Consider the following 12,249-nt stretch of genomic DNA (forward strand, 5'->3'; position numbering starts at 1 on the left):
GAGGGGGTTTTGCAGGCAACTTGAAAGTCAGAGTTGCCATTAATACCCCACCCCAACCCTCCCCTTCGCAGGGGAGGGAGCTAAAACCAACACCAGGCTTTTCATGAAACAAAAATACTTTATTACCGGCACCGACACTGAAGTCGGTAAAACCGTCGCGACCACCGCTTTTTTGCAGGCTGCCGCGCAGGCAGGACACAAAACAGCCGGATACAAACCGGTGGCATCCGGCAGTGAAATGACCGGCGAAGGCCCGCGCAACAGTGATGCGCTGGCGTTACAGGCTTACAGCACCGTCGGGCTGCGTTATGACGAAGTGAACCCCTGCACCTTTATCGAACCGACTTCGCCACATATCGTCAGCGAACTGGAAAAACGGCCGATTGATCCGCGGGTGCTATCAGACGGATTACGTCATCTCGAACCGCTGGCGGACTGGGTGGTGGTGGAAGGCGCAGGCGGCTGGTACACACCGCTGACGGCAGATTATACCTTTGCTGACTGGGTTATCGCCGAGCAGTTGCCGGTAGTGTTAGTGGTAGGCATGCGGCTGGGTTGCATTAACCACGCCGTGCTGACGGCGCAGGCCATCACACAAAGCGGGTTGCATCTGGCGGGCTGGATAGCTAACGACGTACAGGAAACGGGGAAGCATCATCAGGCATACATGGATACGCTCACGCGTATGCTGCCTGCGCCTTTGCTGGGCGAGATCCCGTACCTGAGTGCCGGAACTGACGTTAATTTGGGACAGTATCTTCATCTTAACCGTCTCACGGCATGAGACGTCAGACGGTCAGATAATTTTTGACTAATGTATCGTCAAGCTGCGCCAGTGTGCCTTGCGCGATGTTGCGTCCGCCGTCGACCAGGCAGAACCGGTCGGCAACGCTGCGGATGAACGGCAGTTTATGACCGACCAGCAACAATGTCAGGCCGAGATCACGGTTCAGGCGGTGAATGATATTGCCCATGTTTGCCGCCATCGATGCGCTGGTGTGCTCGGTCGGTTCATCCAGAATCAGTAATTCAGGTTCCTGAACCAGCGCACGACTGATTGCCAGTTGCTGCTGCTGGCTTTCATCGAGCTCACCGGCTTTGCGCGCCCCCATCTCCTTTAATGTCGGAAACAGGTCATACACCTCTTCCGGCACGCGACGGGTCTTATTCCGGCTGGCCATCATGGCGATTTGCAGGTTTTCATCGACGCTCATCTGCGAAAAAATCTGCCGTCCCTGTGGCACATAACCAATCCCCATTTGCGCGCGGCTTTCGACCGGCAAATTCAGCAGACTTTGCGGCTCTTCGTCACGCGACTGCCAGGAGATGGCGCCGCTTTTCACCGGAAGATGCCCCATGATGCAGTTCACCAGCGTGGTTTTTCCCACGCCATTTCGCCCGATCAGGCAGGTACATTGACCGCGGTACAGTTCGAGATTGATATCCCACAGAATATGTTTTTGCCCATAATACTGATTAACTGATTTTACACTTAACATCAGACCTCCCTCCCGCACGGAGCCTTCCGCTGAACTTCATTTTGACGGCCACTGTCATATTTCTGACATTTATGTTCCGCTGTTAATGCCCCAACGCAGAATTTAATTCCGTTTGTTGACGGCTAACCTGACAGCATCAATTACAGATAAATCCCCCTTAATCAGTGATAAATGGGGTTAAGGGGCATTTCCTTGCGCTAAAAATGATTTTTCCTGCCTGAAAGCAGGGAAATTCTCATTTTTTATGGCGGGGCGAAAAAAGCAGTTCCGGCTGTCGCAACCTCCACATGCAGAGACGTTGCAACTCTCAGGCCAAGTTTGTAAAAACGGCCAGGGAAAGAGAAGTTACAGGGGTGTTAACAGGCGCGCCGCTGATGATTTCGGATTATTCATTAGCATTTCTGAGGTTTTTGAGATTACCCCATAAGGAGTAGTCCACGGTGACCTGCACTTTGCCAGTGCCGTCTTCACTGTTTTTGGTGCAAACACATGGACAAACGTGAGCAAAAAATTCTGGTGAGATGCACTTTTGTTTTTTGCAAGAAACATCAGCCCAGAAATTTAGGCAAAATAGGCATAAATAAGGAGATAAAAAAGATAAAAAATAACTAAAAAAGACCTTTCAGACCCACGGAAGGCAAAATTCAGTTTTTTACCAACTCCCGCAGCGCGGGGCGTGCTGGGACTTATCCACTATTCCTGTGGATAACCTTGTGCATGAGAGTGAGAAAAGTTGCTACAGACGAGTCAGCATGCGGGTTCCGCTTAGTTTGCCCGTATTCGCAGCTTTTTAATGATACTGTTTTTAATCAACGAGTTAGTTAAAAGCAATACAGCCGTAATTCGTTCGTCATAGTTGTGTCAATCTTCGTCAACCTGTGGTCAGAAAATGGAGGGAATGCGGATTTTGGGAAAAAATGTCATCTGATGGTGAGAATTCTCATTCGTCATATCCTAAAAAAGTGCAGCATCGACAGCACGTTAAAACGCCAACACTTTTTATCGATTGGAAGCTGGTTTTATATACAGTATTATAGCGAAGGTAAAATCAGGGCTGGCAAAAATCGCGAAGTCTTTCATACTATTTTTCCGCAAACTGTTCACCCGTTCAGCGCGCACGGCCCTATGCATTCCCATTTCAGTCAGGTAGCCCGTCATGAGTAAAGAGTTCAAACTGCATTCCGAATTTAAACCGTCAGGTGACCAGCCTGAGGCAATACGCCGTCTGGAAGAAGGGCTGGAGAACGGACTGGCGCACCAGACATTGCTCGGGGTAACCGGTTCAGGAAAAACCTTTACCGTGGCGAATGTGATTGCGGATCTGAACCGTCCGACGATGGTGCTTGCCCCCAACAAAACGCTGGCCGCACAGTTATACGGCGAGATGAAAGAGTTCTTCCCGGAAAACGCCGTCGAATATTTCGTCTCTTACTATGACTATTATCAGCCTGAGGCGTATGTTCCGAGTTCCGATACCTTTATCGAAAAAGACGCCTCGGTGAACGAACACATTGAGCAGATGCGTCTTTCTGCCACCAAAGCGCTGCTCGAACGGCGCGATGTCATTGTGGTGGCCTCTGTTTCTGCGATTTACGGTCTGGGCGACCCGGACTTATACCTGAAAATGATGCTTCACCTGACCAAAGGGATGATTATCGATCAGCGTTCGATCCTGCGTCGTCTGGCGGAACTGCAATATGCACGCAACGATCAGGCTTTCCAGCGCAGTACTTTCCGCGTGCGTGGCGAAGTGATTGATGTGTTCCCGGCGGAATCGGACGATCTGGCGCTGCGCATTGAGTTATTTGATCAGGAAGTTGAACGCCTTTCGCTGTTTGATCCGCTGACAGGCCAGGTGCAGCATGAAGTGCCGCGTTTCACCATCTACCCGAAAACGCACTACGTCACGCCACGCGAACGTATTGTGCAGGCGATGGAAGAAATTAAAGTCGAACTGGCGGATCGCCGCAAAGTGTTGCTGGCCAACAACAAATTGCTGGAAGAACAGCGCATCAGCCAGCGTACGCAGTTTGATCTCGAAATGATGAACGAGCTGGGTTATTGCTCCGGTATCGAAAACTACTCACGTTATCTGTCTGGCCGCGGGCCGGGCGAGCCGCCGCCGACGCTGTTTGATTATTTGCCGGCTGACGGCCTGCTGATTGTCGATGAATCGCACGTCACCATTCCGCAAATCGGCGGTATGTACAAAGGCGACCGCTCGCGTAAAGAAACGCTGGTGGAATACGGTTTCCGCCTGCCTTCGGCGCTGGATAACCGCCCGATGCGCTTTGAGGAATTCGAAGCCCTGGCGCCGCAAAGTATTTATGTCTCGGCCACGCCGGGCAAATACGAGCTGGAGAAATCCGGTGACGATGTGGTCGATCAGGTCGTGCGTCCGACCGGTTTGCTGGATCCGATCATCGAAGTGCGACCGGTAACCACGCAGGTTGATGACCTGCTGTCTGAAATCCGCAAGCGTGTGGCGATTAACGAGCGTGTGCTGGTCACCACGCTCACCAAGCGTATGGCCGAGGATCTGACTGAGTATCTGGAAGAACACGGCGAGAAGGTGCGTTACCTGCACTCTGATATCGATACCGTCGAGCGCGTCGAGATTATCCGCGATTTGCGTCTGGGGGAATTTGACGTGCTGGTCGGCATCAACTTACTGCGCGAAGGGCTGGACATGCCGGAAGTGTCGCTGGTGGCGATTCTCGATGCGGACAAGGAAGGCTTCCTGCGTTCTGAACGTTCGCTTATCCAGACCATCGGCCGTGCGGCGCGTAACCTCAACGGTAAAGCGATTCTGTATGGCGATAAAATTACCAATTCAATGGCCCGCGCCATTGAAGAAACTGAACGACGTCGCGCCAAACAGGAAGCGTACAACCTCGAAAACGGCATCACGCCGATGGGGCTGAACAAGAAGATCTCCGACATCCTGCAACTCGGTCAGCCGAAAACCAAAAAGAACAAAGACAAACGCGATGCCGAAGCGGCGCAAACCTTCAAATCGCTTACGCCGAAAGCGCTGGAGCAACGCATCAAAGAGCTGGAAAGCAAGATGTATGCGCACGCGCAAAATCTGGAATTCGAAGAGGCGGCCAACACGCGCGACGAGTTGCATGCCTTGCGTGAGCAGTTTATTGCGATTTCGTAACGAGAAGGGTGGTAGACTGCGCGGCTTAAAAATCATGACCCAGACATTTTAACGAAGAGCGAGCCAATGACTGATACACCACAAAACCCTGGCGCAGCGAAAGATCCGCTGCACGGCGTCACGCTGGAAAAACTGCTGACAACGCTGGTGGATAACTTTGGCTGGCCGGCGCTGGCCTCGCAGGTGAATATCAACTGCTTCAAAAGCGACCCGAGTGTGAAATCCAGCCTGAAATTTCTGCGCCGCACGCCGTGGGCGCGTAAGGAAGTGGAAACGCTGTATCTGGATTTCATTGAAGGTCATCTGCGCCCGGATATGACCCGCAGCAAGCGCCGCACACCGCTCTCAGCACAGGCTCCGCAAAAGCCAAAAGTCAGCACCGCCAAACCGGCTGCCGACAGCCCGTGGAATAACCATCCGCTGGTGAAAAAGTAATTTAGGCGCATTTCATTCTGTTCATTTGAGGGGAAGGATCGTGTCAGAGCAACATGTTCTTATCGTGGTGGATATGCAAAACGGGGTGTTCGCTTCCCCGCGTTATGACCGCAGCGGACGGGCTGAGCGCATTAATCAGCTGATTGACCGGGCAGGGCGGGTTATTTTCATTCAGCACGCTGAAGGTGAAATGACCGAAGGCAGCGAATTCTGGCAGATATTACCGGAATTGCATCAGCCGGAAGGCGCGATTTCTGTGACTAAAACCGCCTGTGATTCCTTCTACCGCACTTCACTCGATAACGTTCTGCAGGAACTGAATGCGACCCGTTTTACCCTTTGCGGTTGTGCAACGGATTATTGCGTAGACACCACCATCAAAATCGCTGCCAGCAAAGGCTATGCCGTGACGGTTGCGTCAGATGCGCACACTACCGGCGATCGCACACACGCGACGGCGCAGCAACTGATCGGGCAGCATAATGAAGTGTGGCGTGAGTTATCTGTGCCGGGAAATCCGGTAACGGTAAAAACCACTGCGGAAATCCTGGCTGACTGGCAGTAAATTCAGTTTTCGGACGCAAAAAAGGCCGCATCGCGCGGCCTTTCTTATCTCTGATGTTTACCAATCAGATCATTTTTTGCAGCGCCTCTTCAATCGCCATGCGTAACATGTCGCGGTCATGACGATAGGGCACATCACTGGCTTCGAGCGGGCTTTGAATAATCAGATGTTCAGTGGCACTTCCGCCGATTTTGACTTTCGGCCCGACAATCGCGGCATCGGCGCGGCGGCCGATGCGTTTCTCGATCATATCCAGTTTGTCGTCCAGCGTCAGCGACGCGGCGGCGACACTCAGTTCCTTCCCCAGATTTCCGATATACACGATATGCGCCCGGCTGCGGCGCAGCGCGGTTGTCAGATCATTCATCAGTAACAACGGCATCAGGCTGGTAAAGAAACTCCCCGGCCCGATCAGGATCAGATTTGCCTCAGCAATGGCCTGTAACGCTTCGCGCGTGGCCGGCACCTGAGGTTCCAGCCGCAGTTCTCGCGGGATCAGCGTCAGTTTATCGACGTTGACTTCGCCGTGGACGTGTTCACCATTGGCATCAATGGCCGCCAGATCGACCGGCTGTTCTGACATCGGGATCAGTTCTGCGTCGACTTTCAGCAGGCTTCGTACCAGATTGATCGCTTCGAGCGGGCGCACGGTGAGATGATCCAGCGCGCGCAGCATCAGATTGCCAAGATTATGGCCATCCAGCTCGCCCTGGCCGCTGAAACGGTATTCGAACATCGCCGACGCCAGACTCGGTTCGGTGATCAGCTGATTCAGGCAATTGCGCATATCACCCCAGGCAATGCCGCCAACGGAACGGCGGATACGGCCAGTCGAACCGCCGTTATCGGTGGTCGTCACAATGCCGGTCAGGCGCGGACCCAGCAGCGAGAGTGAAGACATCACACGGCCCAGCCCGTGACCTCCGCCTAATGCCACCACCCGGTCGAGGTCTGCTAATGTTCGGTTGCGCATGGTTTTCCTTTCAAATGGGGAGCGGCGGGTTTACATCGTTTTCTGCGGCGGATTTTACCTAATTTTGCAACAAGATGTTATCCCTTCACGCCACTCTCAGGACATTAAAAACCGGGCAGTTTCAGCGTTGAAAATGCAGCCTTTTGTCGTAAAAAATCGTTATGTATCAAAATACATAACGAAAAACCATCTTGGCGTTCAGGACTTTGCGGCGTTAGAATATCCCCCGTTACCCCCGTATTCATTCTCGATCCGCTACGGACGGCATGAATCAACTCCTAGCCCTGGTTCCTAAGTTGCCTTTCTGACGTCGTTCCCACAGAAACAATATGGAGCCCTGGCCGTGACGAAAGTCACCAGGGTGCATGGCAGAAATGCCCGCATCTCCCGTATCTGGAAAGGTGTTAAGGTGCTTCAACTTACTGATGCTTTTGCCCGCAAGTTTTATTACTTGCGGCTGTCGATCACAGATGTGTGCAATTTTCGTTGCACCTATTGTCTGCCGGATGGCTACAAGCCGCACGGACACAGCAATAAAAGCTTTCTCTCGCCCGATGAAATCCGTCGGGTCAGCCGCGCGTTCGCCAATCTGGGAACGGAAAAAGTGCGCCTGACCGGTGGAGAGCCGTCGCTGCGCCGCGATTTCTGCGAGATCATTGCCGCAGTGCGCGAAAACCCCTCCATCAAAACGCTGGCAGTCACCACCAACGGTTACCGCATGGCACGTGATATTGCGAAATGGCGCGATGCGGGGCTGACCAACATCAACGTCAGCGTCGACAGTCTCGACGCCCGCCAGTTTCACGCCATCACCGGTCAGGATAAATTCCGCGACGTTATGGCGGGTATAGATGCGGTCTTTGACGCCGGTTTCAGCAAGGTGAAAGTCAATACCGTGCTGATGCGCGATGTCAATCACGCCAGCCTGAATACCTTCCTCGACTGGATAAAAACCCGTCCGATCCAGCTGCGTTTCATTGAACTGATGGAAACCGGCGACGGCGGCGACTTGTTCCGCAAACACCACGTTTCCGGTGAGGTGCTGCGCGAGCAACTGGTGCGTCAGGGCTGGCAGTTACAACTTCGCTCACGCAGTGATGGCCCCGCGCAAGTCTTCAGTCATCCGGATTATCTGGGTGAAATCGGTCTGGTCATGCCGTACGAAAAAGACTTCTGCGCCAGTTGCAATCGGCTGCGTGTGTCTGCCCTCGGCAATCTGCATTTGTGTCTGTTCGGCGAGCAAGGCATTCCGTTACGGGATTTATTAGCCGACGACATGCAACAGGACGATTTGATGGACCGCATTCAGGGCGGCCTCAGCCGTAAAAAACAAACCCACTTCCTGCATGAAGGCAATACCGGAATTACTCAGAACCTGTCGTTTATCGGCGGCTAAACCCGGTACTGATCGTTTAAGGAGCAAACTGATGAGCAAAGCCAGTAAAGAGTTCTTGCCTTTATCTGTCGCGATCATGACGGTTTCTGACCGCCGAACCGACGCTGAAGACACGTCCGGGCATTACCTGAAAGAAGCGGTGACCGAAGGCGGCCATCATGTCGTCGCGCAGCAAATTGTCAAAGAGAACATTTACAGCATCCGCGCTGTTGTATCTGCGTGGATTGCGGATGAAAAGATTCAGGCGATTTTGGTCAACGGTGGCACGGGTTTTAACGCGGGCAACAATACGCCGGAAGCGCTGAAGCCTTTGTTTGACCGTGAAATCGAAGGTTTTGGCGAGCTGTTTCGCATGGTGTCGTTTGAAGATATCGGCACCTCGACGATTCAGTCGCGCGCCATCGGCGGCATCGCCAACCAGACGGTGATTTTCGCTATGCCCGGCTCAACCCGCGCCTGCCAGACCGCCTGGGACAACATTATTGAAGCGCAGCTCGATGCCCGTCAGGGGCCGTGCAATTTCACTCCACATTTGAAGAAATAAGTATGTCTGAACTGACCCATATTAATGCGTCCGGCGACGCTCACATGGTGGATGTTTCCGGTAAAGCCGAAACGGTCCGCGAGGCCCGCGCCGAAGCTTTTGTTGAAATGGCCGCTGACACGCTGGCGATGATCATCAACGGCAATCACCATAAAGGTGATGTGTTTGCTACGGCGCGTATCGCTGGCATTCAGGCGGCGAAGAAAACCTGGGATCTGATCCCACTGTGTCATCCGCTGCTGCTGACCAAAGTGGAAGTGAATCTGCAAGCACAGCCGGAACATAACCGTGTGCGCATCGAATCCCGCTGCCGTCTGAGCGGTAAAACCGGCGTGGAAATGGAAGCGCTGACGGCGGCTTCTGTGGCGGCACTCACTATCTACGACATGTGCAAAGCCGTGCAAAAAGATATGGTGATTGGCCCGATCCGCCTGCTGGAGAAAAGCGGCGGTAAATCAGGAGATTTTAAGGCGGAAGGTAAGGTGGAAGTATGATCGACATTCTGTTCTTCGCGCAGGTACGCGAACTGACCGGCACCTCCGGTCTGCAACTCCCTGCTGATTTCGCCACGGTGGAAGAGCTGCGCGCTTCGCTCACCGGACGCGGCGACCGCTGGGCACTGGCGCTGGAATCCGGGAAATTACTGGTGGCGGTTAACCAGACGCTGACCACGATGGCGCATCCGCTGCATGCGGGCGATGAAGTGGCGTTCTTCCCGCCGGTCACCGGGGGCTGAGATGGATCAGACGAAAATTGTTGTTGATGCCGCGCCGTTCAGCGTGGGTGATGAGTACAACTGGCTGGCGCAATCGGACGCCGACGGTGCCGTGGTCACGTTTACCGGCAAAGTGCGTAATCATAATCTGGGTAATCATGTCAGCGCCTTAACGCTGGAACATTATCCGGGCATGACCGAAAAAGCGCTGGCTGAGATTGTTGCTGAAGCCCGTACCCGCTGGCCGCTGCAACGTGTGTCTGTTTATCACCGTGTGGGACCCATGTATCCGGGCGATGAAATTGTGTTTGTCGGCGTGACCAGCGCACATCGCGGCATGGCTTTTGAAGCCAATGAATTCATTATGGATCATCTGAAAACCCGCGCGCCGTTCTGGAAGCGTGAAGCCACAGAAGAGGGTGATCGCTGGGTCGATGCCCGCGACAGTGATAAACAGGCGGCGGCGCGCTGGTAAATAGCGCCTCAACCACACGCAGACCTCCCATGCTTTTCTCTCTATCTGTGATACGCTTTACAAATCGGGAGGCTGTTTTGGCCTCATTTTTCATCCTCCATGCAAAAGGGTAATCATCATGGATCGATATCCACGCAGTAACGGTTCAATTGTTGAACGCGCGAATACCGGCATTCAGGCGTACATGGCGCAAGTGTATGGCTGGATGTTCTGTGGTTTGCTGCTGACCGCATTTGTGGCCTGGTACGCTTCCGGCTCTGAAAAAATCATGAGCTTTGTTTTCTCCAGCCAGATTACTTTCTTCGGCTTGATCATCGCGCAACTGGCGCTGGTGTTCGTGATTTCAGGCATGGTGAACCGCCTGAGCGGCACGGTCGCCACCGGCCTGTTTATGCTGTATTCCGCACTGACCGGTCTGACGCTTTCCAGCATTTTTCTGGTCTACACCGGTGATTCAATCTTCGGAACGTTCATCGTCGCTGCCGGTATGTTCGGCGCAATGAGTGTCTACGGTTACGTGACCAAGCGCGACCTGACCGGGATCGGCAGCATGTTGTTCATGGCGCTGATTGGTCTGGTGCTGGCATCACTGGTGAACATGTGGCTGAAAAGCTCCGGCCTCGCGAACATCATTTCGTACGCTGGTGTGCTGATCTTCGTCGGTCTGACGGCGTATGACACGCAGAAGCTGAAAAATATGGGTGCGCAGTTGTCAGCGGATGACCGCGATAACTTTCGTAAATACTCGATTGTTGGCGCACTGACCTTGTATCTCGATTTCATCAACCTGTTCCTGATGTTGTTGCGGATCTTCGGCAACCGCCGGTAAGGTTTTTTGATTTCAAATATGAGAAAGGGGCACTGAGAAGTGTCCCTTTTTTTATGCTGACAGGTTAGATTTATTAGCTCCCTCCCTTGCGAAGGGGAGGGTTGGGGTGGGGTATTAAGATCAAAAAATGAAAGCTGAAGTGTGCAGGGATAATGGTGTCAGCCCTTAAAACCCCCTCCCGGCCTCCCCCTTCGCAGGGGGAGGAGCAAATCAAAACCTGACCCGCCCCGTCGGCACCTGCCGAAAACTCCACCAAACCTGCACCGTATTGAACAGCACCAGTATCGCCGTGACGATAAACACCCAGCGGAAGCCAAGCAGTGCCGAGGCACTTGAGCCAATCAGCGGCCCGACCACATTCCCGAGATACATAAAAGACTGGTTGTAACCGAATATCCGGCCGGTGACCTGATCACTGCTGTATTTCACCAGCAACGCCTGTACCGCAGGCATCAGCGCGCCATCGCCGAAACCGAGCATGAAACGCAGGATCCCGAGCTGGGTCGGCGTATTAATCAGTGCCATCAGGCAAAACAGAATGAAGCAAAAAACCAGCGCGGCAATCAGAATGCGATGCGCGCCAATGCGGTCGCCGAGCTTGCCAAGTTTCGGGGCGGCCATCAGCGCGGAAACGCCCGGCACGGCGGCAATCACGCCACTGATAAAGGCGATATTGCTGGTATCCGATGACAGTTCGCGGATAAATAGCGTCAGGATCGGGCTGATGGAACCGTTGGCGAGCTGAATCATCATGGTGGTGACGAACAGGCTGACAATCAGCCACGGGTAGGGCAGCGTAGTAAATACGGCTTTGCCGCTCAGACGGTTGGCTTTGGTGACCGGCACAACGCGTTCTTTAATCAAAAATAATGTGATCAGAAAGCTGATAAACAGCATGCCGCTGGTGACGAAAAACACCGTGCGCAGGCCGAGATGGTCAGCCATAAAGCCGCCGAGCAGCGGGCCGATAATCACGCCGGATACCTGACCGGTAGACAGCGTGCCGAGCGCCCAGCCACTTTTATCGCGGGGGACCTGCGAGGCGACCAGCGCCATCGCGTTGGGAATATACCCGGACGTCAGGCCCATTAGTGTGCGCAGAATGAAAAGCTGCCAGACGTTGGTGGCGAACCCCTGCAACATCATGACAATCGCCATCCCCAGCGCGGCGCGCAGCAACATCAGTTTGCGGCCTTTGCGGTCAGCCAGACTGCCCCACAACGGCGCAACGATGGCGGAAACCAGGAACGTGCCGCTGAATACCAGCCCTGACCACAGGCTCAGGGATTCATGAGACGTTACGCCAAGTTGTTCGATATAAAGGGGTAAAAAAGGCAGGATCTGACTCATCGCCATGCCGGTAAAAAAACAGCCCAGCCAGACGGAGATTAAATTTACTTTCCAGGTTTCCATGTTGCAGCGATGTAGCCTTATGGACAGAGGAGTGAGAGAAAAGAAGCATAGCAATCAAATCTGTGAAGTGGGACGCAAAAAGTGGGAACCCATTCATCAGGTTTATAATTGATTATCCTGTGTCAAAGTTTCGGATTATCGCGGCAGATTATGCGGCCTGAAACTGTTACCAGAATCTGCGGCTGTAACCATCAGTTACAGGCCTGAAGGAGATAACTTCACGCAGAGCGGCGTTTTGTGCT

The 12,249-nt window shown here is 53.4% G+C and carries 13 protein-coding genes and 1 riboswitch; of the genes, 10 read left to right on the forward strand and 3 right to left on the reverse strand.

From position 1 onward, the window contains the following. Nucleotides 1-103 precede the first annotated feature (103 nt). Nucleotides 104-784, forward strand: a complete 681-nt coding sequence (bioD, locus tag ABIC79_RS12745) for a dethiobiotin synthase (protein WP_013576384.1) — start codon at nucleotides 104-106, stop codon at nucleotides 782-784. Nucleotides 785-788: 4 nt separating this feature from the next. On the opposite strand, the gene ABIC79_RS12750 is transcribed toward bioD, so the two are convergent. Then, nucleotides 789-1,499, reverse strand: coding sequence for an ABC transporter ATP-binding protein (locus ABIC79_RS12750; protein WP_013576383.1), 711 nt, complete (start codon nucleotides 1,497-1,499; stop codon nucleotides 789-791). A gap of 1,156 nt (nucleotides 1,500-2,655) precedes the next feature. On the opposite strand from ABIC79_RS12750, the gene uvrB reads away from it, so the two are divergent. The 3 genes from uvrB to ABIC79_RS12765 all read left to right on the forward strand — a co-directional run bounded on the left by uvrB (nucleotide 2,656) and on the right by ABIC79_RS12765 (nucleotide 5,662). Continuing rightward, nucleotides 2,656-4,662 carry an excinuclease ABC subunit UvrB gene (uvrB, locus tag ABIC79_RS12755; RefSeq protein ID WP_013576382.1) on the forward strand — a complete coding sequence of 669 codons (2,007 nt, stop codon included), beginning with the start codon at nucleotides 2,656-2,658 and terminating at the stop codon, nucleotides 4,660-4,662. Between the two features lie 66 nt (nucleotides 4,663-4,728). After that, on the forward strand, nucleotides 4,729-5,097 hold the full coding sequence (locus tag ABIC79_RS12760; protein ID WP_013576381.1) for a VF530 family protein: 369 nt from the start codon (nucleotides 4,729-4,731) through the stop codon (nucleotides 5,095-5,097). Nucleotides 5,098-5,137: 40 nt separating this feature from the next. Further along, nucleotides 5,138-5,662 (forward strand): isochorismatase family protein, encoded by a 525-nt coding sequence (locus ABIC79_RS12765; protein WP_015690230.1) that lies wholly within the window; start codon nucleotides 5,138-5,140, stop codon nucleotides 5,660-5,662. A 64-nt stretch (nucleotides 5,663-5,726) separates the two neighbouring features. Here ABIC79_RS12765 and ABIC79_RS12770 read toward each other — a convergent pair whose 3' ends face one another. After that, complete coding sequence (locus ABIC79_RS12770) at nucleotides 5,727-6,635, reverse strand: gluconeogenesis factor YvcK family protein (protein WP_354567298.1); 909 nt, start codon at nucleotides 6,633-6,635, stop codon at nucleotides 5,727-5,729. A 263-nt stretch (nucleotides 6,636-6,898) separates the two neighbouring features. Further along, nucleotides 6,899-7,055, forward strand: a riboswitch (molybdenum cofactor riboswitch). On the opposite strand from ABIC79_RS12770, the gene moaA reads away from it, so the two are divergent. The 6 genes from moaA (at nucleotide 7,045) to ABIC79_RS12800 (ending at nucleotide 10,594) form a co-directional block, all read left to right on the forward strand. After that, nucleotides 7,045-8,031 carry a GTP 3',8-cyclase MoaA gene (moaA, locus tag ABIC79_RS12775; RefSeq protein WP_354567300.1) on the forward strand — a complete coding sequence of 329 codons (987 nt, stop codon included), beginning with the start codon at nucleotides 7,045-7,047 and terminating at the stop codon, nucleotides 8,029-8,031. (Overlaps the previous riboswitch by 11 nt.) A 31-nt stretch (nucleotides 8,032-8,062) precedes the next feature. Next, complete coding sequence (gene moaB, locus ABIC79_RS12780; protein ID WP_013576377.1) at nucleotides 8,063-8,575, forward strand: molybdenum cofactor biosynthesis protein B; 513 nt, start codon at nucleotides 8,063-8,065, stop codon at nucleotides 8,573-8,575. 2 nt (nucleotides 8,576-8,577) lie between these two features. Further along, nucleotides 8,578-9,069 (forward strand): cyclic pyranopterin monophosphate synthase MoaC, encoded by a 492-nt coding sequence (gene moaC / locus ABIC79_RS12785; protein ID WP_013576376.1) that lies wholly within the window; start codon nucleotides 8,578-8,580, stop codon nucleotides 9,067-9,069. After that, complete coding sequence (moaD, locus tag ABIC79_RS12790) at nucleotides 9,066-9,311, forward strand: molybdopterin synthase sulfur carrier subunit (protein ID WP_354567303.1); 246 nt, start codon at nucleotides 9,066-9,068, stop codon at nucleotides 9,309-9,311. Before moaC ends, moaD begins: the two co-directional genes overlap by 4 nt. 1 nt (nucleotide 9,312) lies before the next feature. Further along, nucleotides 9,313-9,765: a molybdopterin synthase catalytic subunit MoaE gene (gene moaE / locus ABIC79_RS12795; RefSeq protein ID WP_166860537.1), complete on the forward strand. Its 453-nt coding sequence runs from the start codon at nucleotides 9,313-9,315 to the stop codon at nucleotides 9,763-9,765. A 118-nt stretch (nucleotides 9,766-9,883) separates the two neighbouring features. Next, complete coding sequence (locus tag ABIC79_RS12800; RefSeq protein ID WP_013576373.1) at nucleotides 9,884-10,594, forward strand: Bax inhibitor-1/YccA family protein; 711 nt, start codon at nucleotides 9,884-9,886, stop codon at nucleotides 10,592-10,594. Between the two features lie 210 nt (nucleotides 10,595-10,804). On the opposite strand, the gene ABIC79_RS12805 is transcribed toward ABIC79_RS12800, so the two are convergent. After that, entirely contained in the window at nucleotides 10,805-12,007 is a 1,203-nt protein-coding gene (locus ABIC79_RS12805; protein ID WP_013576372.1) for a multidrug efflux MFS transporter, read from the reverse strand. Nucleotides 12,008-12,249: the final 242 nt, after the last annotated feature.

This window comes from Rahnella sp. 2050, assembly GCF_040544515.1.
In the GTDB taxonomy this organism is placed as follows: Bacteria; Pseudomonadota; Gammaproteobacteria; order Enterobacterales; family Enterobacteriaceae; genus Rahnella; species Rahnella aceris.